Origin of the sequence: Desulfospira joergensenii DSM 10085, assembly GCF_000420085.1 — a bacterium.
Lineage (GTDB): Bacteria > Desulfobacterota > Desulfobacteria > Desulfobacterales > Desulfobacteraceae > Desulfospira > Desulfospira joergensenii.
The window spans coordinates 594,113-619,319 of record NZ_ATUG01000001.1 but is presented as its reverse complement, the minus strand read 5'-3'; the positions used below and the strand labels follow the sequence as shown (position 1 = coordinate 619,319).

Below are 25,207 nucleotides of genomic sequence, written 5' to 3'. Positions count from 1 at the left end.
CCTAAAATTTTTATTTGGATTCGCATGTCAGCAATTATTTTAAAAAATGTCGATAAAAGCTGGGGCAGATTTCAGGCCCTGACCCAAATCAATTTCAAATGTGAACAGGGGCAGCTCCTGGTCCTGCTCGGACCTTCCGGATGCGGAAAATCAACGACCCTGCGCTTGATTGCGGGGCTGGAGACCCCGACATCGGGAAGGATTGAGATCGGGGGTAAAGATGTATCTTATCTGCCGCCGGTAAAGCGGAACATCTCCATGGTATTTCAAAATTATGCCCTGTTTCCCCATCTGAATGTGGCCGAAAATATCCTTTTTGGCCTCAAGGCCCGGAAAGTGTCTTTGCCTGAGCAAAAAAAGCGGCTTGAAAACGCAGCGGGTCTCCTTGGGCTTTCCGATTTTCTGGACCGGAAACCGGCTCAGTTGTCCGGTGGCCAGCGCCAGCGGGTTGCCCTGGGACGGGCCATTGTTGCCCAGGTTTCCGTCTGTCTGATGGATGAACCCCTGTCCAACCTGGATGCCAAACTCAGGCAGGAGATGCGCCAGGAAATCCGGTTTCTTCAGCAGCGGCTTAAAATGACCATGATCTATGTTACCCATGACCAGGTAGAGGCAATGACCATTGCCGATAAGATCATCCTGATGAAGGATGGGCACATTGAGCAGCACGGAACGCCTGAAGCATTATACAATCGGCCGGAAACCGCCTTTGCCGGAAGCTTTATCGGTAACCCGCCAATGAATATCCTTACCCCGGAACCGGTTCTCATGGAGATGCTCTCCTCCCGGTTGCCCGGCGGAATCAATCCTGAATCTTGTCAGATAGGAATCAGGCCGGAAAACATTAAAATTTCAGAAGACCAGGGCATGGAAGCCAGGGTCGAAACCGTTGAATACCTGGGGGCGGATACCCTGATCGCCTGCCGGTTTGGTCAGCAGAACATTACACTGACCGTCAAGGGAAAAACCGGCCTTACCGCCGGAGATCCTCTCAAACTCCGTTGGGAGGCAGATCATATCCATCTCTTTGATGCCTCAAATGGCAGACGGCTGGAGAATATGGAAAGGGGCAATCTGTGATGAAATTCAAGTTTGGTTTGGACTTCTGGAATCATGTTAACGGCTGGCTCCTGGTTCTGCCTGCCGTTTTCATGATCAGCCTGTTTACACATTTTCCCATTGCCTCGACATTGTTTCACAGTCTTTTCTCCACGGGAACGGTATCCCGGCCTGCCGAGTTTATCGGCCTCGAGAATTATGCCTATCTTCTGGAAGACGAAATTTTCTGGAAAGTGCTGTTCAACAATTTTGTGTATTCCCTTTGTACCGTTCCCGTAAGCATGGCCATGGCCTTGGGCATGGCCATACTCGTCAACCGGAAGATCAAAGGCCGCTCCCTGATCCGGATGTCTTTTTTTACCCCCACGGTTCTGCCCATGATTGCAGTGGCCAATATCTGGCTCTTTTTCTATACCCCGGAGTATGGCCTTTTTGATCAGATTTTTGCCGCCTTTGGCGGGGACAGTCACAATTGGCTGGGCAATCCGGACACGGCATTGTCCTGCCTAATCGTCATGGTCATCTGGAAAGAATCCGGATTTTTCATGGTTTTCTACCTTGCCGCCTTGCAGCAGCTTTCTCCTGAGCTCAGAGAAGCAGGCATGGTCGAGGGGGCCGGCAGCTGGTATTATTTCAGGAGGGTGACCTTTCCCTTGCTCATGCCCACCACCTTGTTCATAGGAATCAATGCAGTGGTTAATTCCTTTAAGCTGGTGGATCACCTGGTCATCATGACCAAGGGCGGACCGGACAATGCCAGTTCCCTACTGCTCTATTATATCTATGAAAACGCCTTCAGCTTCTGGGATTCCAGTTATGCGGCGACATTGACGGCTGTCCTGGTACTTATTCTGGCCGTTATCACCGTCATTCAATTCACCACTGTGGAAAAACGGATACATTATCAATAGAGAGTGAGTCATCCTTGTTTCTTTTTTGTCCGGCAAGCAAAATTGTGTTAAAAAAGGATCCTTTACCGGAAGATGAGAATAGACATTCAAAGATTGGAGTAGGGAAGCATTTATCATGAAACCCCTTGAACAGCTTGAACCCGGGCAGATTAAGAAGATCGACGCCGTTTTTTTCGATATTGATGATACCTTTTCATTTCAGGGCAAGATTCTGCCCCAGGCATATGGCGCACTTTGGAATTTAAAAGATGCCGGAATCCGGCTGGTGCCGATTACGGGCCGGCCGGCCGGCTGGTGCGATCATATTGCCAGAATGTGGCCGGTGGACGGTGTGGTCGGGGAAAACGGGGCATTTTTTTTCTGGTGCGATCAAAAGACCGGGGGGGTAAAAAATTATTTTTATGACCCGCCCCAGGTCCGCACACAAAAAAGAGAGCGCCTGGAATTGATCAAAGAAGAAATATTGGAATCCATTCCCGGAGCCGGCATTGCCTCGGATCAAAATTACAGGGAATCCGATCTTGCCGTTGATTTTTGCGAAGATGTTGCGCCTCTTGATAAAGACCAGATTCATAAAATATGCAGAATTTTTGAAAAACATGGTGCAACATACAAGGTATCATCCATCCATGTGAACGGCTGGTTCGGTGATTACAGCAAAATAGACATGACCAAAACAATGGTGTCTCATCTTTGGAAGATTGATCTGGATAATGAAAAGGATCGATATGTTTTTTGCGGGGACTCTCCCAATGATGAACCCATGTTCGAGTTTTTCCCTATTTCCATCGGGGTAAACAACGTGCTCAATTTTGAAGATCAGCTTGAAGTCAAACCAGGTTTTGTTACAAAAGGGGAAGGCGGTGTGGGATTTGCCCAGATTGCCGAGCATATCTTAAAACATAGGTGAATCTTTTGATTTTTCCTTGCCCTGCTTTATGGGGGCGTTCAAACGAAAGCATTCTGCCCGGTTCAACATGCCAATCCGGAAGGGATTCACAAGGCAGATCCGGCAGTCCCGTACTCCGGGTATTTTCCTGATTTATCTTTGTAAAAGTCCTGAATGGCCTTCAGGTCCGATTCCATGTTTCCCGTGGGGAAAAAGACCGGGCCCATGCCTCCCTGCTTTTTTTCATAGTCTATAAATCCGCAGACAATGGGAATCTTTGCCTGGAGGGCAATCTGGTAGAATCCGGTTTTCCATCTTTTGACCTTCTGTCGGGTGCCCGAGGGGGCAATGGTCAGGATCATCCTGTCTGTCCTGTCAAATTCTTGGGCCATGTCCGCCACCAGGTTTCCCTGTACGGTCCGGTTGACCGGGATGCCCCCCAGGCGTTTTAAAAGTCCTTTAAAGGGGGGGATGAACATGGACTCCTTGCCCATCCAGCGGACCGGTATCCTGAATTTGAATATGATGAGCAGGAAATAGACAAAATCCCAGTTGGTGGAGTGGGGAGCCGCGATGAGGACGTATTTTTTCAGGTCCGGGATTTCCCCTTTTGTCTGCCAGCCCACGGCCCCAAGACAGAATCTGGCGAACCAGTGAAAAAACGGGGCTAAAAAGGGGTTGCTTAAAAGCAGGGAAGGCAAGCGGCCCTCCTGAAAAATGTAGTATCCATCACCATGAATGAATCCTATATGAGATCCAATAAAAGCGGAATTCCGCTTCTCTGGATTTTACATTAATAATACAAAATCGGGGGATTTGATCCGGATGGATGGGGTATGTATAAAATAAGGTTTTTTTATTTAATACTTCATAAAATTAGGATATTAAAATATTTACAACCTTCTTTCCTATAAAAGGTAGATTTTTCCTTTAGAAAATTAAAATAATCCTTGACAAGAAAACAGGGATCTGATTAGGGTTCAAATATGGTACATTCTCAATTCTGATCTGAATTTGGTTTTATTCCTTACTCTTTTTCCATCTCCGGCCTCCAGGTGAATTCAAATTAATCAAGGAGGGAGTCATGCCGATCATTAACAACAAACTGGTCATGGACGGGTATTCATTGACCATTGAGGAGTTGATCAAGGCGGGCAATGACCTGTCCATAAAGGTCGAGGTCAACGAGGAAAACTGGCCCAAGATAAGGGAGTGCCGAAAGCTTGTGGACAAGTGGGCCAGTGAGGAGCGCTGCATTTACGGGGTCAACACCAGCTGCGGCGGGCTGGTGGATCACCTTCTGCCCAAGGAAAGGGACAATGACTTCCAGAAGAACCTGGTCCGGTCCATTACCACCCAGGTGGGAGAACCCTTTGAGGACAGCCTGGTAAGGATATTCATGATAGCCCGGGCCAACTCCCTGTGCCGGGGATACTCTGGGATCAAGGAAAAAAACCTAAGGATCTACCTGGATATGATCAATTGCCAGGTGTTTCCCCTGATCCCCAGGAAAGGATCCCTGGGCACCAGCGGCGACCTGGGCCCCCTGGGATGTATCGCCAGCGTCGCATTCGGTGAATGGAAGGCCCGGTATAAGGGTCAGGTTCTGCCCGGGAAAGAGGCCATGGAAGCAGCCGGCGTGGAGCTTATGTATCTCAATGCCAAGGAGGGCCTCTCTCTGATCAACGGGACTTCGGCCATGGTGGGTCTGGCCTGCACCGTGATCCATGAAGCGGAAAATACCCTGAAAAATTCAGACATCATCGCGGCCATGGCCATAGAGACCCTCATGGGAAGGATCAATCCCTTTGATGCCCGGGTCCATGAACAAAAATACCATCCGGGCCAGCATGCCACGGCCATGAACCTTACCAAACTGCTCACCGGGTCTGACATCGCCATTGACGAGCAGGAACTCTCCATAGAACTCCAGGCCGTACTCAAAAAGCACCAGGGCATATCCGTGGCCGACATCCCCGTGGAAGACGCCTATTCCATCCGGTGCACCCCCCAGTTTGTGGGGCCCACCAAGGAAGCCGTGGCCCGGGCCCACGACACCCTGCTCAGGGAACTCAACTCCAGCAACGACAACCCCCTGATCTTTACCGAATATGACACCTTTATCCACAACGGCCATTTCCACGGTCAGCCCATCTCCTTTGCCATGGACTGCCTGGGAATTTCCATGGTCAACCTGGGCGTGGTCAGCGACCGGCGCATCGACCGGTTCCTGGATGCGTCCAACAGTGTCGGCCTGCCGCCTTTTCTCTGCAAAGAGGACACCGGGGTCCGCATGGGCCTGATGGGAGGGCAGTTCATGACCACCTCCCTGGTGGCTGAGAACCGGACCCTGGCCGTGCCTGCCTCCATCCAGTCCATCACCTCCACGGCGGATTTCCAGGATATTGTCAGCTTCGGACTCATTGCCGGGAGAAAGGCCAGGAGAATCGTGGAAAATACCAACCACATCCTCTCCTTTGAGCTTCTCTGCGCAGCCCAGGCCGCAGACCTGAGGGGGCCTGAAAAGCTGAGCCCCGCCGGGAAGATCATGTACGAGGCGGTCCGGGAAACCCTGCCTTACCTGGACTATGACAAGGTCTACATCGACGACATGGAGACCCTTAAGTCGAGGATCGAGTCCGGGGAATTCGTTCAAAAGATCGAAAAGGAGATGGGAGAACTTCTGATTGTCCATAAAAGGGAGGAATAGGAGGGTCAGATCATGACAAGGAATATTGCCCGGAAAATAGCCGAAGAGTACAAGGAAAAGTTCAGGGAATCCAGGACCCGCCATGAACGGCTGATCCAGTATATCCCGGGCGGGGCCACCCGGAGTCTGAGCTATTTTAAGCCCTTTCCCATCCATATCTCCCATGGAAAGGGGGCCCATGTCTATACCCACGAAGGCCATAAACTCCTGGACGTGACCAATGCCTACGGGGCCCTGGTCCACGGCCACGGGGATCCGGACGTGGTCAGGGCTGTCCAGGAGGGGATTGAAAAGGGGTCCCAGTATTCCACGCCCACGGACGGCCAGTACCGGCTGGCCAAACTCCTCTGCGACCGGGTGCCCGGGTTTGACCGGGTCCGGTTCCTCAACTCCGGGACCGAGGCCACCCTCTTTGCCTTGAGAACGGCCCGGGCCTATACAGGAAAGGATAAGATCCTCAAGATGAGCGGGGGGTTCCACGGCACCCACGACTGTGTGGCCGCATCCACCAAGAAAAACGTGATCACGGCCGGGATACCAACGGGCATGACCCGGGATATGCTGGAAGTTCCCTTTAACGACGGGGAGGCCGTGGAAAAGGCAGTCCGGGAAAATGCATCCGATCTTGCCGCCGTGATCATGGAGCCTTTTCTGGGGGCCGGGGGAGTGGTGCTGCCCCGGGAGGATTATCTCCAAAGGGTGAGGCAGGTCACCCGGGATAACGGGGTCCTGCTGATCTTTGACGAGATTTTCTCCTTCAGGGTGGATACGGGCGGGTGCCAGAACCTGTACGGGGTCATCCCGGATCTCACCACCGTGGGCAAGGTGGTGGGGGGCGGCCTTCCCATCGGGGTGTTCGGCGGCAGAAAAGAGATCATGGACATCTTCTGCCATGAAAGTACGGAAAAACCCCTGTATCACTCCGGCACTTTTAACGGGTATGAAACCGTGATGCAGGCCGGGTTTGCCGCCATGTCAAAATTTGACGGACCTGCCGTGGCCTCCATCAATAAGATGGGGGATCTGTTCCAGGAGAGGCTGGTTCACAGTTTCAGGGCCAACGGCCTTAACATCCGTTCCAATCAGATCGGGTCCATTTTAAACCTTCATTTTGTCAACCAAGATATCTTCACGGCGGAGCAGGTGCTCAACTCCGTGGAGGAACTCCACGGGCTCATGCATTTGTCCCTGCTGAACAGGGGGGTGTTCACCATTCCCAGGGGACTGTTCATCCTGTCCACCGTGATTACGGAACAGGAGGTCCTGGACCTTGGGGATAAAATTGATGAAACTTTAAAAGAACTATTGCCATTGATTGAAGAAAAATATAACCATTTACTCCTATAGAACTATTGATAACCCCAATGAAAATATAGGCAATGGTCCGGAGCCCGGCTTCAGACTTTTGGCCTTGAGGAGACAAATGGCTCTGGACAGAATCGATAAAAAGATTTTAAATACACTTCAGGAAAACGGCAAAATTACCAATTCAAAATTATCAAAAATAGTGGGGATTTCCGCTCCGGCCACCCTGGAACGGGTCAAGCGGCTGGAACTATCCGGAGTGATCTCCCATTTTACAGCGGTGGTGGATCCGGAAAAAATAGGGCTGACCATCATGGCCATGGTCAGCATCAGTCTAAACCTGAGCAACCTGTCCTCGGTGCCTTCCATCAAAAAGAGGTTTGCCGCCCTGGATGAGGTCATTGAATGTTACCAGATTGCCGGGGCAAACGATTTTATCCTAAAGGTGGTGGCAAAGGACATTAAAGCCTATGCCCGGTTCATGAACGATAAGCTGACCCGGATCGAGGGAATTCAGGCGGTCCAGTCCTCTTTTATCCTTGATAATATCAAGGAGAAAAAAAAGTTTATTCTGGAAATTGAGGAGGAGGAGGGGGAAGGCTAAAGAACCTACACGGCGGGCAGGGCTTGGCCCTGGCAGAACCGGATTCAACCCGGGGTTTTTAACCGGATTATATAATTTTGTCCCATAATCTCATCAACAGGAGGTGTAAGATGGAAAATAAAATTATTATCACGGCGGCCATTACCGGTTCTGTTCATATCCCGACCATGAGTGATTTTCTTCCCATCACCCCCGACGAAATCGTGGAGGATGCCGTCAAGGCCTGGGAGGCCGGCGCGGCCATTGCCCATATCCATGTGAGAAATCCCAAAGACGGCCTGCCCGTATCGGATCCGGATCTTTTCCTTGAGGTCCATGAAAAGATAAAAGCCCGGTGCAATATGGTGCTTCTGCCCACCACGGGCGGGGGCATGAATCAGACCACCGAAGAGAAACTCATCCCCATTAAAAAACTCAGGCCTGAAATGTGCTCCTTTGATCCTGCCCCCTTTAACTTCGGGATCTTCCAGATTGCCGGCCGATTCGAGAAGTTCAAGCATGAATGGGAAAAGGATTACCTGGAACTGTGCAAGAACGTGACCTTCAGGCCCACCTTCAGTGACGATCTGATCTATGCCAAAACCTTTCTTGAGATCGACACCAAACCGGAATTTGAGATCTATGAACTGGGCCATGTCTCCTATGTCAAGTGGCTCATGGAGGAGAACCTGGTCAAACTGCCCGTCCATCTCCAATTTGTCTTCGGCCCCATGGTGGGTTGGATGACCCCTTCGGTCAAGCATCTGGTTCTGATCCATGACGAGGCCAAAGAAGTGCTGGGCCAGGAAAATTTCACCTGGTCCGTGGCTGCCGGGGGCCGGTTCCAGATTCCCATCACCTCCACGGCCATTGCCATGGGAGCCCAGAATGTAAGGGTGGGGCTTGAAGACTCCATCTATGCCGGCAAGGGGATCATGGCCAAGGCCAGCGCCGAACAGGTGACCATGATCAAAAATGTGGCCAGGGAGATGAGCCTGACTGCGGCCACCAGTGACGAGGCTCGGGAGATTCTGGGGTTAAAGGGCATTGAGAAAGTCAACTTTTAGGGATTTGGATGAAGGCTCACCCATCTGCGGCGTTGCTGCAGAATTTTAAGATCCTCACGTACAAAAGTACGCTCCGGTCTTAAAATCCTTTGCACCTTGGTTATGGGCAAGTTTTATCCAACCACAGAGTTACCGCTACAATTTAAATGAAGGAGTCTGATTTAAAAATATAAACCATTATTAGACGAGGAGGGGGAGCATTGAATTATTCAGGTTATGCGTCAATCCATGCGAGGCACATTCCCGACAAGGTCTGCCTAATTGAGAGGACACCGGCTGCCGGTTCCCGCCGGACCTTTACCTGGCAGGAGTTCAATGATGAGATCAACCGGGCCGCCAATTTTCTGTCAAAGGAACTGGGCGTGGGCCAGGGAGATTTTGTCATGCATCTTCAGAATAATTCCCTGGAATGGCTGGTAACCTACTACGCCATCATCCGTCTCGGCGCCGTGGTGGTCCCCCTGAACTTCCGGTTTGAAGGTCCGGATATCCTCTATGCCGCCGGGGTCTGCAATCCCGACGTCTTTATCCTGGGATCCGAGTTCCTGGGGGTGGTTCAGCCGGTCCGGAAGCAGCTTACCACTATCAAGCATTATGTCTGTGTGGGTGCCGGGGTGCCGGAGGGGTATATTGACTTTAAAACCGTGCTTCAGTACCCGGATACCTCGGATGCCCTGGTTGAGGTGGACCGGGATCACGACCTTGCCATGATGTTTACCTCGGGAACCACGGGAAAACCCAAGCCGGTTCTTCATACCCATTTTTCCCTGAATGCCACGGCCATGGGCAACGGCATGTCCTATTTCGTTCAAAAGGATGACAATTACCTGATCTTTCTTCCCCTGTACCATTCCGGAACCATGTTCCTATGGGCTCCCTTTTATGCCACAGGGGCGGCAGGCACCATTATCCGGGATTTCAGGGATCCCAAATGGATCATTGAGGCGGTGGCTGCGGAAAAATGCACGGATACCCTCTTTGTCGTCCCCATTGCCATTGCCGTGCTCAATGCCATGGAAGCGGGCCGGATCAAGCTGGCGGAGTACGATCTCTCCGCCTGGAAATACATGGAGATCGGTGCCCAGCCCGTCCCCTTTGACATCATGAAGATGCTGGTGGAAAAACTGCCCTGCGCCGTCTCCAATATCTACGGGATCACCGAGGGCGGGGGAGGGGGGACCTTTAATCTTTATCCCGGGGAGGTCATGGCCCAGCCCGGGTCCATTGGAAAGCCCACCTTCGGGGTGGAGGCCAAGATCGTGGATCCCATGGGCAATGAACTTGGGGAAGAAGAGGTGGGGGAACTCATCTTCAGGACCCCGAGGATGATGCGGGAGTACTATTCAAATCCGGAAAAGACCCGGGAAGCCCTGAAAAACGGGTGGCTCTATACCGGGGACCTGCTGAAAAAGGACAAAGACGGCTATTTCTATATTGTGGACCGGATGAAGGATATGATCACCAGCGGGGGAGAGAATATCTACCCCGTGGAGATCGAAGACGCCCTCATGGATCATCCGGATATCGATGATGTCGCCTGCATCGGGTATCCCGACGACCGGCTGGTGGAAATCGTGCTGGCCGTGGTCCAGGTCAAGCAGGACCGGCAGATGAAAGAAGAGGAGGTCATAGAGTTTGCAAAGTCCAGGCTTTCCCTTTACAAGGTGCCGCGCAAGGTCATCTTTGATGATGTGCCCAGAAATCCCACGGGCAAATTGATGAAACCCCATCTCCGGCAGAAGTATACCGGCCGGAAAGAGGCGTTCAAGAATTTGGTTTGATACGTGTTCATACAGTCCTGATATTCTCCTCCGGCCATGAATTGCCGGTCCTGTCCTGTTCTATTCTGATCTGATTTCCATGTCCCCAAAGGGCCGGGACATGCTTTTCACAATCTAATTTTTTGATCGGGTTTGACGGAATTTTATAATAAATTTTATAGCAATACCTAATTTTAAAGCTTAAATCATATTTTAACCTAATATTATTTTGAAAAGTCGGGTGATGCAGGGGCCCGGCAGCTTGACCTGAACCTGTATTGCTGATAGAGCTTAAGCCTTTGAACAGCGTTATAACCGGTGGGGGCTGTGGTTTCACGGGCTGCCACATATTAATTCTTAAGGAAAGGAACTAAAGAATGAAAATTAGGACATTATGGGTATGTTTACTTGTTTTAATGGTCGGTACATTTATGTTCGCTTCTCCTGGTCTGGCAAAGAAAAAACCCTCCCTGGACAAATGGAAACCGGATTTTGATCCCAAGGGCGCCAAGTACAAATGTATTGTTTCCAATGTCTCCACACCGGGTCTTGTGGGGGTGCTTGCCGGATTTGAAATGCGTGATGAAGTCTGGAAAAGAACCAAGGGGCAGGTCTATATCGACTTTAAGCCTTACTCCATGCTGGGGGGAGAGGTCGAGGTCCTCAACATGCTCCAGATGGGAGCGGTTCAGGGTATGGGGGTCTCCTCCGTGGCATCCACCAATCTGGGGCCCAGGTTCGGCATTGTCAACCTGCCTTTCCTGGTGAACTCCTTTGACAAGCTTGAAAAGTTCATCTCAAATGAGAAAATGTTCAACCATTTTCTCAAGGCCATGGACCACCAGGGCATTACCGGGCTCGATATCACCGGATACGGCAATTACGGCTGGGCAACCACCGTGCCCGTCAGAAATATTGAAGACGCCAAAAAGGTCAAATTCAGGATCGCGGAAGCCGCGGTTAACCAGCTCAGCTATCGGAACTGGGGATTCAACCCGGTTTCCATGCCCTGGCCCGATGTCCCGGTTGCCCTGAAACAGGGGGTCATTACCGGCCTTGACCATACCCTCACCGTATGCAATGTGACCAAGAAATTTGAGGTGGCCAAGTACTTCACCCAGATCAACTATGCCCAGGGCCTGTTTATCTGGATTTTCAACAAGGGATGGCTGGCCGGGCTTCCTGCGGACATCCGCCAGGCCTTTGTGGAAAGCGTCCACGATATCTGCGCCAAGAGCCGTCTGAAAACCAAGGCCGAGGAAGAGGCCAACATTGAAAAGGCAAAGGCTGCCGGGGTTGAATTCTTCCGGCTTTCCCCTGGGGATATGTCCACCCTGAAAGCCCAGAGCCAGAAAACCTATGACAAGTATGCCCCTGAGATCAATAAGATCTATCCCGGAGACACCTATCATCCGGAGAATTTTCTCAAGGAAGTTCAGGACTATCTGAAATAAGAACCATAACAGCTCTCACAGAGGCGTCAGGAACCATTTTCTGTTCCGGCGGCTTTGTGAGGGTAAAAATTATAGTCGGGATCTGATTTATGCTCGGGAAAATCTTGAGGAAACTGGACCGGATGGTCACCCATATTGAAGAGTGGACCCTTTTTATCATTGTCATTGCAGCCCTGATATCCCTGTTTGCCAATGTGGTTCTGCGGTATGGATTTAATTATACCCTTGCCTGGAGCGAGGAACTGGTGCGGATCGTGATCATATATTCCACCTTTATCGGGGCCAGCGTGGCGGTGAAGCAAAGATCCATGATTCGCATCGACGCCGTTGTCCAGATTTTTCCCAGGCTGAAACCGGGTCTGACCTTTTACTCCAATATTCTCATGCTGGTCTTTGCCGGTATGATGGTCTTTTACGGTTATAAGATGGCCCATCTCCAGCTCATGACCCAGCAGAAGACCATTATCATGCAGATTCCCCTTGTCATCATCTATACCATCATGCCCGTCATGGGCGTGATGGTGTTCATCAGAACCGTTCAGGTCATGATTCAAGATTTTCGGAACAGATAAAGAAGGACTTTTTGTATGCAGAGCAGTGACTTGATTATCCTGGGCATCCTCCTGGGTCTTATGACCACCTATATTCCCGTATTCCTGTGCCTTTTTTTCACGGCCACCGTGGGGTTTGTCTTTTTCCTGGATATGCCCCTGGCCCTGCTGGTCCAGAGTCTGTTCCGGAGCCTGGACAAATTCGCCCTGGTGGTGGTTCTCTTTTTCATCCTCTGCGGCAATATCATGAGCAAGGGAAAGACCGTTGAAAAACTGATCAACCTGGCCAACTCCCTGGTTTCCTGGCTTCCCGGGGGCCTGGGCATGGCCGGGGTTATCGGTTGCGGACTCTTCGGGGCCATATCCGGCTCCACCGTGGCCACGGTGGTTGCCCTGGGGGGATTCATGATCCCGGCCCTGATCAAAAACGGGTATGACGAGAGCTATACCCTGGGGCTCATGACCACCTCCCCCAACCTGGGCGTCATCATTCCTCCCAGCATCGCCATGATCTTTTATTCCATGATCTCCAACCAGTCCCTGGAGGGCCTGTTCATCACCGGGTTTATCCCGGGGATCCTGATCATCATCTGCGTCTGCATCTATACCTTTGTGATCTACCGGAACCGGACCGATATCAAGCGGCTGCCCGCCCCCCATTTTATCCAGCTTTTCCGGATATTCAAGGAGGGGTTCTGGGCCCTGATGCTCATCGTGATCATCTTTGGCGGGATCTTTTCAGGGGTGTTCACGGCCAACGAGGCAGCCGTGGTGGCATCGGTCTACGCTTTTTTCGTGGAATTTTTCATCTACAAATCCATGACCTTCAAGGACATCAAGGAAGTCACGGTCTCCTCGGCCGTGACTTCGGCCACCCTGCTTCTCATCGTGGCGGCGGCCACCTGTTTCGGCCGGTACCTGACCTTTGAAAACATCCCCAACCGGGTGGCAGAGGTGGTGGTGGCCAGTATCCATTCCCCGGTTGTCTTTTTGCTGGCCATGAATATACTCTTGCTGATCATCGGGATGTTCATGGATATCATCTCAGCCACCCTGATCCTGGGACCGGTATTCCTTCCCCTGCTCGGCCCCTTTAACGTGGACCCCATGCACTTCGGCCTGATCATGACCGTGAACCTGGCCATCGGCTACTGCACCCCGCCCATGGGGGTAAGCCTCTTCATCACCGGAGCCCTGGCCAAGCGGGATATCATCTTTGTGTCCCGGTCGGTTATCCCCTTTCTCGCCATCCAGATCGGGGTGCTCTTCTTTTTGACCTATTGCCCGAGGGTGGTCCTGATCCTGCCGGAGATTTTCGGGTATCGGTGAAGCAAACAAGGCAAAAAGTTAAAACCTGGATATGCGAGGGCAGCCACCGGTTCATGGAAAATCAAAACAAGAATTATCCTGGATCCGGAGGGTTTTCCTTTGTCCCGGGCCTCATTTTTTTGATTTGAGAGGACAAGGCTTTCCTGATGCCTGCCCGTGGTTTGAATTTTCTGAAAACCACAGCATGCTCTTGCCAGTGCCCAGTGGCCTCTGGTGATGAACATCGTACGATCCATCCTAGACCAGAAAATGCAATTCGTGACTAGGCTAACTTTGATTTAAATACCTTGCATACACATAGGGATAAGCTTATCATAGAACCCGGTTCTGTGTGTAACTTGTTAAAAATAAAATAAAATTGGAGACAATCGGTGCGAAACTTTCAACGCGCGGTTTTAACCCATGGGGGAGCAGGCTCGGATCCAAAAGATTTTGATGGACCCAAATCTGCCGCCAGAAGAGGAATGGATCTGATGGTGAATGGAGGAACAGCTTTGACTGCTGTGGTTGATGCTGTGAAGGTTTTAGAAGATGACCCTCGGTTTAATGCCGGTTCAGGCTCAAAGCTAAGAATTGACGGTTGTACCATGCAACTGGATGCCTCCTGTATGACCAGTGGCAATGAATTCGGAGCGGTTGCCTGTGTGGAAAATATTAAAAACCCCATTGCTATAGCCCATGGGGTATTGCGTCATTCTCCCCATATCCTTCTGGTGGGGGACGGGGCCAGAATTTTTGCAGAAGAATTTAATATTCCAATGACAGGCTTAAAGGCTTTAGGCCAGACAAAGACTCCCGGCACATCATGCGACACCGTGGGTGCAGTTGCCTTTGACGGAACCACCTTTGCAGCGGCCTTAAGTTCAGGCGGGCTTGAAAAATCAGCCATGGGGCGGGTGGGGGATGTACCCCTGCCGGGATGCGGTCTGTTTTGTGGTACGTCAGGGGCGGTTGCCTGCACCGGGGACGGTGAATTCATCGCCCTTAAGCTTCTGGCAAAAGAGGTTTACACCTGGCTGGAAAACAGCATGAGCCCGGATGAAGCCGCACAAAAGGCCATCACTTTATTTGACCCGAGTGTTGATATCGGACTCATCATTTTAACCCGGAACGGATTTGCATCCAATGCCCGCAACGGCATGGCATGGTCACATATTACGGAGAGTCAGCAATAATGGTATTAAATCCAATATTCTCAGGTCGACTGATCGCCATTGGCGGCAATGAAGACAAGGCAGATGAATTGATCGTCCTTAAACGGGTTGTCCAGGAAATCGGAAAAACCAAATTCAAGGTCGGCGTCATCACCACGGCAAGTGAAGATCCGGAACAGCGCGGCAAAGACTATCACAGCGTATTTACGATACTTGGTGCATCCAGGGTAGACATCTTTAACATCAAAGAAAGAGGTCAGGCCAATGACAGAAAATCAGCCAAAACCATCGCAGAACTTGATTTGATCTTTTTTACGGGTGGAGACCAATTGCGGCTGACCACCATCATGGGAGGGACAAGGATATTTGACGCCATTCAGGCGCATCTTGAAAACGGCGCACTTATCGCAGGTACCAGTGCCGGGGCTGCCGTGTTTTCCGACACCATGATTTATGAAGGCAAGAGTGAAGACGGCCTATTCAAGGGCAGTGTCCTTTCAACATCCGGATTCGGGTTTGTGGATAAAATTATTTTTGACACCCATTTTATGGCCAGGGGGCGGATCGGGCGGTTGATTCAGATCGTCACCTCTAATCCAACCTGTATCGGCGTTGGTATTGGTGAAGACTGCGGCGTCATTCTCAAGGGAGACGGGGTTGCCGAGGTCGTGGGTACAGGGCAGGTGATTATCGTTGATGGATGCGGTATCGGCATGTCCAACATCATGGACATCAAACCGGGGGGGCCCATTGCCGTGGAAAACGTTCGAATTCATTCTCTGGTGGATGGATATGGGTACAATTTTAGAAAAAGACGGTTTCTTACGCCAGCGTCGCTGTCAATGAAGGAGAATTCATGATTGAAATTAAAGAATTAAGAGCATTGCGCGGCCCAAACCGGCACACCCGGCATACCGCCATATTTATGGTCCTGGATATTGACGCCTATGAGGATCTGCCATCGGATAAAATAGACGGGTTTTCAGACCGCCTATTGACACTGATACCCAGCCTGCAGGAACACGGCTGCTCCATTGGAAAACCCGGGGGCTTCATCCAGCGCCTTGAAAGAGGAACCTGGGCCGGTCATATTATTGAACATATTGCCATTGAGCTTCAATGTTTGGCCGGGATGAACGTCGGATACGGCAAGACCCTGGATACATCACAAAAGGGGATTTATCTTGTGGTCTTTAGGTACTTTGTGGAATCTGCGGGGTTAAAGGCGGCCGAAGTTGCAGTATCTCTGTTTGAAGCCGTTGCCCGGGAAAAAGATTTTGATGTCGACCAGGCAGTGTCCGATCTCAAGGTTCTGCGGGAAGCCCATATGCTGGGGCCCACAACCTGGAGTATTGTTAAAGAGGCCCAGTCCAGAGGGATCCCCTTTATCCGGCTGAACCAAGACAGCCATATCCAATTGGGCCATGGCGTGCATCAAAAACAAATTCAAGCCTCCATCACCTGTCATACATCGGCCATTGCCGTGGAAACCGCCGACGAAAAGACCCGGGTGAAGACCTATTTAAAAAGAGCCGGAATTCCGGTTCCCGAGGGGCAGGTGGTATCTTCCCATGAAGAGGCACTCCGTGTTTTTAACAAACTTGGCACCGCCGTTGTTGTCAAGCCGGATGTGGGGAACCATGGCAACGGGTCCACGATTAATGTGACCGATCCTGAGCAATTGAAGATGGCGTTTCATGCGGCGTTTGCCTACCACCCCGATGTTATTGTCGAAGAGTATGTTAAAGGAGGCGATTTCCGTCTTCTCGTTATTAACGGCGATTTTATTGCCGCGGCAAAAAGAGAACCGGCCCATGTCACAGGTGATGGGAGATCCACCATCCATGATCTGATTCAAGCCGTCAATTCCGATCCCCTTCGCGGGTTTGGGCATGAAAAGGTGCTTACACAGATCGAAGTCGATGACATGACCCAAAGGCTTTTGGCTTTAAAAGGTCTTTCAATAGATTCTGTCCCGGGAAACCAGGAGGTGGTCTATCTCAAAGCCACGGCCAATCTCAGCCAGGGGGGGACGGCTACGGATGTCACCGATGAGGTCAGCCCGGATATCCGCTTCATGGCGGAACGGGCCGCCCGGATTATCGGACTGGATTGTGTCGGTGTTGATGTACTGGCAAAAGACATATCACAGCCCCTTGAGACCTCCGGCCTTAAGGTGGTTGAATTGAATGCCGCCCCTGGATTTCGCATGCATCTTGAGCCGACAAAAGGGCAGTCCCGGAATGTTGCAAAACCAGTTGTGGATATGCTCTTCCCCATGGGGTATGATCAAATTCCCGTTTTGGCCGTGACCGGGACAAATGGGAAAACAACCACCTGCAAACTCATTGCCCATACACTCAAGTATTCAGGGAAAATCGTCGGCCTGACCTGCACCACCGGTGTTGTCATTGACGGGAAGCCGATTTTAACCGGAGACTACAGCGGCCCGGAGGGTGCCGGTATTGTTCTCCGGGAGCCATCCGTGGACCACATTGTCCTGGAAGTGGCCCGTGGGGGAATCGCCAGGCGCGGCCTTGGTGTCAGCGAGGTTGATGTGGGGGTTGTGCTGAATATTGGAAAGGATCACCTGGGCAGTGACTGGATAGAGTCCCGGGAGGATCTGTGCATGATAAAATCCACTGTGGTAGAGGTTGTCAAAAAAACAGGAGTTTCTGTTTTAAACGCAGATGACGAAACGACCATGACGATTCTGAATCGTGCCCGTGGAAATCTTATTTTATTTTCTTTGGACGAAAATAATCAAAAGATGAAAGCGCATATAGAAAATGGTGGAACTGCTGTCACGCTGGTCGACCGGAACGTCATTCTCAGAGAGAGTGAATTGGATGTAATCATCTGTACGCTTGAAGAAATACCCATTACCTTCGACGGAATGATAGATTTTAATATCTCAAACACCCTTGCGGCAATCGCTGCTCTGCATGGTGTGAACATTCCCATTGATCAGATTCGAAATGGAATTATGACATTTTATCCCACACCGAATCAAAACCCCGGCCGCATGAATTTATTCGATTTCCAGCAATTCAAAGTCCTGTTGGATTACGGACATAATCCGGAATCCGCCCGTGCCATGTCCCGGTTATTGCCGAGGCTTTCGCCCGGAAGAAAGGTCGCCCTGTGCCATGGGACCGGAAACCGAACCACTGAACAGATCATTGAGTATGGAAAAGCCCTGGCCTTGGTATACGATTATATCCTGCTGACGGATTTTGACCCGCGAAACAGACCCGTCGGAGAAACTCCGGGCCTGGTTTATAAGGGATTGATTCAAGGTGGTTTTAAAAAAGAGAATATTGAAATTGTCCCGGAACCGGATACGGCTGTGGATACTATTTTCTCAAGGGCACAACCAGGGGATCTCTTGGTCATTCAACCCGATGAGCTTGAACCTGTTATGAGTCAAATCCTTGAAAAATTTCGGAGAATTGTAACACGCGTTTAACCTGTCAGACAAACGGATAGGAACCTTCCAACGCCATTGGAATTGTATTTTTTTTTACCGGCGAAAATGGTATGGTTCTATATTAAATTTTCCTGCCGCATAAAATGTTAGGGTAAGATTCAATTGATAAAGGAGCGAGGATGAGGTCTTTTTCTCTTTCCAGGTTGGAACTGCGAACACAATTATTGATTCTGATTTTTTTGATTTTCATTCCTGTTCTCGGAATCCTTTTGTATACCGGCTTCAAACAGTATCAATATACCATACAGGATACAGAAGACAATGTCGGGCAATTGCGTAAACTCTTTTACGATGAACAATTGAAAATCGTCAAACAGACAAACCAATTTTTGAGAATCCTGTCCAAGGTTCCGTCCGTCAAAGGCCTTGAACTTTCCGAGTGCAATGAATTTTTACAGGCGATTCATAGGGAAAACCCCCAGTATTCCACCCTTGTGGTTGCCAATGGCGAGGGGATGATCAATTGTTGCGCCATCCCCCTGAAAAAACCCATCAACGTGGCCGACAGAAGCTGGTTCAGGAGAATCAGCAAGAGCCGGGAATTTGTCATTGACAATTTTCTCATCAGCCGGTCTTCGAAAAAAGCCTCCCTTCCCTTTGCATATCCCATATTGAGTTCCGACGGGAAAACCCTTGTTGCGGCCGTTGGGGCGGCTTTTAATTTAGAGTACTATCGAAATGTTTTTGAGAGTGTTCCCCTTCCCCGGGATTCTGTGATCCTGGTGACGGATCGGACGGGCAATCTTCTTTATAAATCCCTGAGCCATCAGGCCTCCGGCAATCAGGACTGCCTGGGGGAAAAGCTGGAACAATGCAGAGGGTTTAAACTTCCTGATACCCGGAAGGGAAAACTCGAGGTGAGGGATGCAGACGGGAAAGACCGGATATACTGGTTTGAACGCCTTTCCGTCGGACAGGAAACCAATGAGATCTGCCTGCTGATCGGGATCTCCAAGCAGGCCCTTTTTTCCGGTGTAAAACAGATGCTGCTGATCAATATCGCCATGCTCTGCGTGGTTGCCTTTTCCTCTTTTATCATTGCCTGGTTTTTCGGCGGAAAATTTATCCTGAACCCGGTTAACCGCTTGCTGGAAAGAACCCGGCTGGTTCAGAAGGGGGATTTAAGTATCCCGGAATCCATTGGAGAGCTTCCCGGGGAACTGGAGATCCTGTCCCGGGCCTTTGACGATATGGTTCTGGATCTATATCAAAAGGGAAAAGACCGGGATGAAGCCTATACAATTATTAACAACAGTCCTTTGGTCGGCTTTATCTGGAGCAATCAATCCGGATGGCCCATTGAATTTGTAACCGAAAATATAGAAAATGTATTTGGCTATTCTCCTGATGAATTGCGGGGCAATACGATCAGGCAGGCCGGGATCGTTTTTCCGGATGATTTGGAAAGGGTTCAAAGGGAGACTGTCCGGTTCAGCCGGGAAAAAAAGAGAGAGACTTTTGCCCATACCCCCTACCGGGTACTTACCAAGTCCGGAGATATCCGATGGGTCGATCACAGGGTGTATATCAAAAGAGATCCAACAGGAAGTATTCGTAACTACCACGGGATACTGCTGGATATTACCGAGCGGAGGCAGGCAGAGGAGGAAATTCAGAATCTTCGAAACTATCTTTCCAAGATTATCGACTCCATGCCCTCGGTTCTTATCGGAGTGGACAAGGAGGGGCGGGTAACCCAATGGAACCGGAAAGCCCGGTCTGTGACAAAGATATCCAGGGAATCGGCAGAGGGAAAACCCTTTGAAGAAAATTTTCCGGGATTTTCAAGTGATCTTGAGCGTGTGAAGAACGCCGTCAAAAGTGCGGTCAATGATCATAAACTTGTCAAGGACCTGAAGGTTACCTGGACAGAAGGGGAGGAAACCCGGTATCAGGATATAACGATTTTTCCATTGGTTGACGGCAATATGGGCGGTGCAGTGATCCGGATCGATGACATCACTGAAAAAGTCCGAATGGAAGAGGTCCTGATCCAGAATGAAAAGATCCTCTCCGTTGGCGGTCTGGCCGCCGGTATGGCCCATGAAATCAACAATCCCCTGGCCGGCGTTCTTCAGAATATAGATGTGCTGGAGACCCGGTTAACCGGTATGACCATCCCGGCCAATCAAAGTGCGGCTGCCTCTGTTGGAACTTCAATGGAATCCATTGCCGAATTCATGAACCTCAGGGGTATCCCCCGCATTATTCACGGGATAAAGGATTCCGGCTTCAGGATGGCTTCCATCGTAAAAAATATGCTCGATTTTTCAAGAAAGGAAAATACTTCTTTTTCCAGTCATCATCCAACAGAGTTAATGGACAAGATCCTGGAACTGGCCAGCGCGGATTATGATTTAAAAAAACAATACGATTTTAAATCCATCCTCATCCAAAAAGAGTATGAACCGGATCTTCCCATGATCTCCTGTGAGGGAAGCAAGATCCAGCAGGTACTTTTGAATATTCTGAACAACGGCGCCCATGCCATGTTTGCTAGGGGGGAAAAAGAGGAAATGCCGCCGCCGAAGTTCATTTTAAGGTTATCCCACAAAACCGGCTTGGGCATGCTGCAGATTGAGGTTGAGGATAACGGGACCGGAATGGATGCAAAGACCCGGAAAAAAATATTTGATCCGTTTTTCACAACAAAGCCGGCCGGCGTGGGAACCGGATTGGGATTGTCGGTGTCCTATTTCATCATCAAGGAAAATCACGGGGGAACCATGGATGTGGTCTCTGAACCCGGTAAGGGAACCAATTTTATTATCCGCTTGCCCGTGGAGCAGAAAAGCCGGAAATAATATCTTGGTTCTTTCGATTCACATCAATGCAGAAGAGAGTTTCCGAAAAGAAAGAGAAACATATGATATTTTATGGCAGATGCAATACCGGAATTTATTCCAGAAGCCCTTTATAGGTGTCCAGATCGGTTTTTGAGTAGTGGAAGAACTGGTCGTGGACATTGTCGGCAAATTCCTCGAACCGGGCATAGGCCTCTTTGTCCAGGGATGCGGAATAGAGGTTGACCACCAGGTCGTGGGCAATATAATCCTCGCTTACCTCAATGAATCCCTCGTCCCGGGTCCAGGTCGCCTTGGAAGCCTCCCCCCGGGAAACAATACCGGAAACCGCATGGGCATGGTCGATGATCACCGACATGTACCGCTCTTTTTTTTCGGCCATGTACCGCTTTATCCTCCGGTGGGGGACCAGGTCTTTGTAGGTTTTTTCCCGGCCGAAATAGATGCCCCTGAGCATGACGCCCCGGTCCAGGGCAGCGTCCAATTCCCGGGTCAGGGCACTTAGCTCCTCATCCCAGATGGACAGGGCCACCCTATTTTCAGCCCCTTTGATAAGAACTTTTAAAAAGGAGATGATATTGTCCCGGCCCTGGATGACCACCAGCCTGTCATCCTGTTTGGGCTCCCGGTAGAGGGTGCCGGCATATTGGGTCAGGTCGTTGAATATCCTCTCATACCGGCTTTTCAGTTTTTTGATGAAGACGGCCGGTTCCATGGGGATGTAAACCTTGGTTTTGCCCTCGGCCTGCTCAAAGACCATCTGTTTGCTGATAAGGTTTTTCAGGACCTCGTATATCCTGGATCTGGGAATGCCAGATGCCTTGCTCAGTCCATAGCCGTTCATGGGAAATTCTTCCAGCAGGGCCAGGTAGGCCTTACACTCATAGGCGGAAAAACCAAGGGCCATCATGTCTTCTGTAATTTTCAGGGAAGGATTCACAGCTAAACACTCAAGGCCAGATAGGCCACGGCTACAGCCCCCAGCACCGGAACGATGATGCCGCCCCGGAAAAAGCCGTATACCAGGGTAAATCCCATGCCGAGTACGGCGGCCGCAGGCAGGTCCGGGGTGGCGGTGAGGGCGCCGGGGATGATCAGGGCACCGATGGCGGCCACGGGAATGGACTTTAAAAAAGCATCCACCCGGCCGGGGATCCGGGCGTTTCGAAAGAAAAGAAACGGGGCCAGCCTGGGGCCGTAGGTTACGGCGGCCATGCCCAGGATCAAGGGAATCAGACTCTTATCCATGGGCCTTCTCCTTTTTTATGGGTACCGGTGGAAGCATGGCCCCCACAGAAGCCACCACCAGGATGCAGACGATGATGCTCCAGCCCTTGGGCAGGACGTCTGCCGTCACCAGAATCCAGTTGAGCAGTCCCGAGGCCAGGGTAAGGCCCAGGGAATTAAAGGAGGATTTCAATTCCGGGATCAGGATGGCCAGAAGCAGGGCATAGAGGGCCACCCCCATGCTCTGGGTCAGGATTTCGGGCATGAATCCGCCCAGCAGGAATCCGGACAGGGTCCCCGAGATCCAGCCTGAATAGGCACAGAACTCCAGGGTCATGACAATGCCTTTGGTCAGGGGACCCCGGGTAAAGGAGAGGACCGAGAAGACCTCGTCGGTAACACCGAAGGCCATGGGAAAATAGTACCTGATGGATTTCTCCTTGATCCGGGTGGTCAGGTAGGTGCTCATGAGAAAATGGCGAAAGTTGACCAGCAGGGTGGTCAGAATGATTCCCAGGGGGCCCATGCCCGTGACCAGGAGGTTCAGGGCAATGAACTGGCTGGCTCCGGCAAAGACCACTGCGGAAAATAAAAAAGCCTCTAAAAGGGAAATCCCGGATGTTTCGGCCAGGATTCCAAAGGCCACGGCCGCCGGAAAATATCCGATAAATATGGGGATGCCGGCCCGAACCGAATTCCGGAACTCTTTTTGTTTCATCTTTCCTTCCTTGATCTTATAATAGTGACTATTGTAGTAACTACTATATTTTTATCTGTCAAGCTGATTTTGAATGGAAGGGAAAATTTTAAATTAATTTATCTTTGTCTGTTCAAGAGGTTTGGCCGGAAATCCCCGGCATCAGAGGGCTTTATAGAATTCACGTTCAAGGAGCCGGACCTTTTTTTGCCTTTCAGGCGTGAGAAAATGTCTGAACAGGGGGTCCCGGGACTGAATTTCCCGGCCGAGCAGCCTGGACTCAAGCAGGAAAAGAGCTTCCACGGAACTGTCGCATGAGGGATACCCCCGGTCATCCAGGCGGATCACCGGATCGAACCGGATTTCAACGATATTGTTGATATCCACCAGCTTGAGCCTTCCCATGGGGGTGAGGATGAGATTGCCGATGCCGGCCAGATCCGGGATGTATCCGGTGTGGCGGATCAGCTGCCTGACCCGGCCGGTAAATTCCGCCACATGCTTTCTTGCCCTTTTGGCCGGATCTCCGGGCCGGTTTTTTTCCCCGTCCCGGTAAAGATCCTCCAGGGGTGTCTTTCCGGATAATCTCCAGGGATCCAGGATCTGTCCCTCAACATACTCCTGGAGTCCGCACAGGACAATCCTGGAGACACCGGTTCCCCGGTAATCCACGATAAACTCTTCGGACCGGGCAATAAACTCTTTGCCCAGAAAATTCAGCAAAAGCTTATATTTTCTGATTTCCCTGAAGATATCGTCCTTGCTCTCAAACCGGGACCTGAATATCCGAAACATTTTCTGGGGCCGGGCCTTGGGAAACATACGCGCCCCGTCCCGGATTTCGCCCCGGGTTTCCCTTTTCACATCCTCGGTCAAAACCACCTCGAAGATATGGGAACGCAGGCCGGACCTATAGTATTTCCGGAATTCAAAGAAGCCGGAATTTTTGATGAAGTTGAGGCCCTTTACCGCATCTGCGGATAAATGGGCCTGATCTCGGATATCTTCCATACTCCAACAGATACCACAAGAACCCAGAACAGGCAAAAAACCTTCTCAAAAGGGACTGGAAACTTTGGCATAAATTCAGAGAATGATCTTTCCTTGACAGACAAAAAGATCTGTGAAACATAATGTGCTTAAAACCAGAATCAATCAAGGGCTGAAATGAACTATACGGAAAACAGAACCAGAGCCGGGGAGTACCTGAGGCTTGCCTTGGGTCATATGGCAAAGTATAATCTGCCGGCAACTCCTGTGAATTATACGATATTTTACGAGTATGCAGCCGGGAAAAATCTTAAGCTGAGAAACGCCGTTGAGGCGGCATTTAAAAGCGCAGCCCCCCTGAACCCGGAGCGCATGGAAAAGTTCTATACAAAATTCGTCGCCGACGGAGACCGGCTGGTGGTCAGCCGGCTGTTGACAAAAATCAATTTCATGCTCAGGGATATCAGCCGCCATCTGGTGGAAACCGAAGGGGATCTGGCCGGCCACGGCTCCAATCTGGAACAATTGGGCGAAAAGGTGAAAGAGGTCACCGGATATGAGGATCTCAAGGCCATCGTCGACCAGATGATACTGGAAACCAGAGAATTAATCCAGTCCGGCTCCAGGCTCCAGAACCGTATGCAAATCTCTTCCGAAGACCTGCATCAATTGAACCGGGAGCTGGAAGACGCCCAGAAGGAGGCCCAGACCGATGCCCTGACCGGGCTGATCAACCGGAGGGGACTGACCCGGGCCTTTGAAGTGGAGAGAACCCGGGCCGGCCAGAGCCGGAAAGCATTTTCCGTCATCATGCTGGATCTGGATCATTTTAAAAAAGTCAACGATACCTACGGCCATTTGGTGGGGGACAGTCTGCTGAGGGGGATTTCCCAAATCATGAAAATTCACCTGAGGGGCAGCGATATCGCGGCCCGGTACGGAGGAGAAGAGTTCCTGGTGATCCTGCCGGAGACCGAGCTTGCCGGGGCACAGGTGGTGGCCGGAAAGATTCAAAAAAGCCTGGCCTCCAAGGAATGGAAAGTCAAGGAATCCGGCAAGAGCATGGGAGTGGTCACGGCCTCCATGGGAATTGCCGTATATGCCGGAAACGAGTCCCCGGAAGATCTGATCAAAAGGGCGGACCAGGCCCTTTACATGGCCAAAAAGACCGGAAGAAACAAGATTATTACCCAGGAAGCCCTGGTCAATTAAGAGGGGTCAATTAAG

At 50.8% G+C, this 25,207-nt stretch carries 21 protein-coding genes; 16 read left to right on the top strand and 5 right to left on the bottom strand.

Annotated elements, in window-relative coordinates:
* Positions 1–24: 24 nt before the first annotated feature.
* The 3 genes from F608_RS0103050 (at position 25) to F608_RS0103040 (ending at position 2,880) form a co-directional block, all read left to right on the top strand.
* Positions 25–1,080 carry an ABC transporter ATP-binding protein gene (locus F608_RS0103050; protein ID WP_022664139.1) on the top strand — a complete coding sequence of 352 codons (1,056 nt, stop codon included), beginning with the start codon at positions 25–27 and terminating at the stop codon, positions 1,078–1,080.
* On the top strand, positions 1,080–1,970 hold the full coding sequence (locus tag F608_RS0103045) for a carbohydrate ABC transporter permease (protein WP_022664138.1): 891 nt from the start codon (positions 1,080–1,082) through the stop codon (positions 1,968–1,970). The genes F608_RS0103050 and F608_RS0103045 overlap by 1 nt, the downstream gene beginning before the upstream one ends.
* Before the next feature lie 115 nt (positions 1,971–2,085).
* Positions 2,086–2,880, top strand: coding sequence for an HAD-IIB family hydrolase (locus F608_RS0103040; RefSeq protein WP_022664137.1), 795 nt, complete (start codon positions 2,086–2,088; stop codon positions 2,878–2,880).
* An 86-nt stretch (positions 2,881–2,966) separates the two neighbouring features.
* Here F608_RS0103040 and F608_RS0103035 read toward each other — a convergent pair whose 3' ends face one another.
* Complete coding sequence (locus tag F608_RS0103035; RefSeq protein WP_022664136.1) at positions 2,967–3,560, bottom strand: lysophospholipid acyltransferase family protein; 594 nt, start codon at positions 3,558–3,560, stop codon at positions 2,967–2,969.
* A 383-nt stretch (positions 3,561–3,943) separates the two neighbouring features.
* Here F608_RS0103035 and F608_RS0103030 point away from each other — a divergent pair, with 383 nt between their 5' ends.
* From F608_RS0103030 to F608_RS34335, 12 genes are all read left to right on the top strand, one after another.
* Positions 3,944–5,569 carry an aromatic amino acid lyase gene (locus tag F608_RS0103030; protein WP_022664135.1) on the top strand — a complete coding sequence of 542 codons (1,626 nt, stop codon included), beginning with the start codon at positions 3,944–3,946 and terminating at the stop codon, positions 5,567–5,569.
* A 12-nt stretch (positions 5,570–5,581) separates the two neighbouring features.
* A complete protein-coding gene (locus tag F608_RS0103025; protein WP_022664134.1) occupies positions 5,582–6,916 on the top strand; it encodes an aspartate aminotransferase family protein in 1,335 nt (444 codons plus the stop codon).
* A 76-nt stretch (positions 6,917–6,992) separates the two neighbouring features.
* Positions 6,993–7,478, top strand: a complete 486-nt coding sequence (locus F608_RS0103020) for an Lrp/AsnC family transcriptional regulator (protein WP_022664133.1) — start codon at positions 6,993–6,995, stop codon at positions 7,476–7,478.
* A gap of 110 nt (positions 7,479–7,588) precedes the next feature.
* Positions 7,589–8,524: a beta-keto acid cleavage family enzyme gene (locus F608_RS0103015; RefSeq protein WP_022664132.1), complete on the top strand. Its 936-nt coding sequence runs from the start codon at positions 7,589–7,591 to the stop codon at positions 8,522–8,524.
* A gap of 200 nt (positions 8,525–8,724) precedes the next feature.
* The gene (locus tag F608_RS0103010) at positions 8,725–10,305 is read left to right on the top strand and encodes a class I adenylate-forming enzyme family protein (RefSeq protein ID WP_022664131.1); all 1,581 of its coding nucleotides are present in this window, start codon (positions 8,725–8,727) and stop codon (positions 10,303–10,305) included.
* 410 nt (positions 10,306–10,715) lie between these two features.
* A complete protein-coding gene (locus F608_RS0103005) occupies positions 10,716–11,738 on the top strand; it encodes a TRAP transporter substrate-binding protein (protein WP_244154234.1) in 1,023 nt (340 codons plus the stop codon).
* 89 nt (positions 11,739–11,827) lie between these two features.
* Positions 11,828–12,310: a TRAP transporter small permease gene (locus F608_RS0103000; protein ID WP_022664129.1), complete on the top strand. Its 483-nt coding sequence runs from the start codon at positions 11,828–11,830 to the stop codon at positions 12,308–12,310.
* A 15-nt stretch (positions 12,311–12,325) separates the two neighbouring features.
* Positions 12,326–13,618, top strand: a complete 1,293-nt coding sequence (locus tag F608_RS0102995) for a TRAP transporter large permease (RefSeq protein ID WP_022664128.1) — start codon at positions 12,326–12,328, stop codon at positions 13,616–13,618.
* Positions 13,619–13,989: 371 nt separating this feature from the next.
* Complete coding sequence (locus F608_RS0102985) at positions 13,990–14,793, top strand: isoaspartyl peptidase/L-asparaginase (protein WP_022664126.1); 804 nt, start codon at positions 13,990–13,992, stop codon at positions 14,791–14,793.
* On the top strand, positions 14,793–15,632 hold the full coding sequence (locus F608_RS0102980) for a cyanophycinase (protein WP_022664125.1): 840 nt from the start codon (positions 14,793–14,795) through the stop codon (positions 15,630–15,632). Before F608_RS0102985 ends, F608_RS0102980 begins: the two co-directional genes overlap by 1 nt.
* A complete protein-coding gene (cphA, locus tag F608_RS30500) occupies positions 15,629–18,241 on the top strand; it encodes a cyanophycin synthetase (protein WP_022664124.1) in 2,613 nt (870 codons plus the stop codon). Before F608_RS0102980 ends, cphA begins: the two co-directional genes overlap by 4 nt.
* A 230-nt stretch (positions 18,242–18,471) precedes the next feature.
* Entirely contained in the window at positions 18,472–21,066 is a 2,595-nt protein-coding gene (locus F608_RS34335; RefSeq protein WP_161626810.1) for a PAS domain S-box protein, read from the top strand.
* A gap of 94 nt (positions 21,067–21,160) precedes the next feature.
* Here the strand turns inward: F608_RS34335 and F608_RS0102965 are convergent, their stop codons facing one another.
* From F608_RS0102965 to F608_RS0102950, 4 genes are all read right to left on the bottom strand, one after another.
* Entirely contained in the window at positions 21,161–22,006 is an 846-nt protein-coding gene (locus F608_RS0102965) for a TrmB family transcriptional regulator (RefSeq protein ID WP_022664122.1), read from the bottom strand.
* Positions 22,007–22,008: 2 nt separating this feature from the next.
* Entirely contained in the window at positions 22,009–22,314 is a 306-nt protein-coding gene (locus F608_RS0102960) for an AzlD domain-containing protein (RefSeq protein WP_022664121.1), read from the bottom strand.
* The gene (locus F608_RS0102955; protein ID WP_022664120.1) at positions 22,307–23,011 is read right to left on the bottom strand and encodes an AzlC family ABC transporter permease; all 705 of its coding nucleotides are present in this window, start codon (positions 23,009–23,011) and stop codon (positions 22,307–22,309) included. Before F608_RS0102955 ends, F608_RS0102960 begins: the two co-directional genes overlap by 8 nt.
* Positions 23,012–23,152: 141 nt before the next feature.
* Positions 23,153–24,001 carry a hypothetical protein gene (locus tag F608_RS0102950; RefSeq protein WP_022664119.1) on the bottom strand — a complete coding sequence of 283 codons (849 nt, stop codon included), beginning with the start codon at positions 23,999–24,001 and terminating at the stop codon, positions 23,153–23,155.
* Between the two features lie 156 nt (positions 24,002–24,157).
* Between F608_RS0102950 and F608_RS0102945 the strand changes: the two genes are divergently transcribed.
* Positions 24,158–25,192: a GGDEF domain-containing protein gene (locus F608_RS0102945; RefSeq protein WP_022664118.1), complete on the top strand. Its 1,035-nt coding sequence runs from the start codon at positions 24,158–24,160 to the stop codon at positions 25,190–25,192.
* Positions 25,193–25,207: the final 15 nt, after the last annotated feature.

What these genes read in the sequence shown, in the direction of transcription:
- F608_RS0103050 (WP_022664139.1), top strand. Translation starts at nt 25, where the DNA reads ATGTCAGCAATTATTTTAAAAAATGTCGATAAAAGCTGGGGCAGATTT.
- F608_RS0103045 (WP_022664138.1), top strand. Translation starts at nt 1,080, where the DNA reads ATGAAATTCAAGTTTGGTTTGGACTTCTGGAATCATGTTAACGGCTGG.
- F608_RS0103040 (WP_022664137.1), top strand. Translation starts at nt 2,086, where the DNA reads ATGAAACCCCTTGAACAGCTTGAACCCGGGCAGATTAAGAAGATCGAC.
- F608_RS0103030 (WP_022664135.1), top strand. Translation starts at nt 3,944, where the DNA reads ATGCCGATCATTAACAACAAACTGGTCATGGACGGGTATTCATTGACC.
- F608_RS0103025 (WP_022664134.1), top strand. Translation starts at nt 5,582, where the DNA reads ATGACAAGGAATATTGCCCGGAAAATAGCCGAAGAGTACAAGGAAAAG.
- F608_RS0103020 (WP_022664133.1), top strand. Translation starts at nt 6,993, where the DNA reads ATGGCTCTGGACAGAATCGATAAAAAGATTTTAAATACACTTCAGGAA.
- F608_RS0103015 (WP_022664132.1), top strand. Translation starts at nt 7,589, where the DNA reads ATGGAAAATAAAATTATTATCACGGCGGCCATTACCGGTTCTGTTCAT.
- F608_RS0103005 (WP_244154234.1), top strand. Translation starts at nt 10,716, where the DNA reads ATGTTCGCTTCTCCTGGTCTGGCAAAGAAAAAACCCTCCCTGGACAAA.
- F608_RS0103000 (WP_022664129.1), top strand. Translation starts at nt 11,828, where the DNA reads ATGCTCGGGAAAATCTTGAGGAAACTGGACCGGATGGTCACCCATATT.
- F608_RS0102995 (WP_022664128.1), top strand. Translation starts at nt 12,326, where the DNA reads ATGCAGAGCAGTGACTTGATTATCCTGGGCATCCTCCTGGGTCTTATG.
- F608_RS0102980 (WP_022664125.1), top strand. Translation starts at nt 14,793, where the DNA reads ATGGTATTAAATCCAATATTCTCAGGTCGACTGATCGCCATTGGCGGC.
- cphA (WP_022664124.1), top strand. Translation starts at nt 15,629, where the DNA reads ATGATTGAAATTAAAGAATTAAGAGCATTGCGCGGCCCAAACCGGCAC.
- F608_RS0102960 (WP_022664121.1), bottom strand. Translation starts at nt 22,314, where the DNA reads ATGGATAAGAGTCTGATTCCCTTGATCCTGGGCATGGCCGCCGTAACC.
- F608_RS0102955 (WP_022664120.1), bottom strand. Translation starts at nt 23,011, where the DNA reads ATGAAACAAAAAGAGTTCCGGAATTCGGTTCGGGCCGGCATCCCCATA.
- F608_RS0102950 (WP_022664119.1), bottom strand. Translation starts at nt 24,001, where the DNA reads ATGGAAGATATCCGAGATCAGGCCCATTTATCCGCAGATGCGGTAAAG.
- F608_RS0102945 (WP_022664118.1), top strand. Translation starts at nt 24,158, where the DNA reads ATGAACTATACGGAAAACAGAACCAGAGCCGGGGAGTACCTGAGGCTT.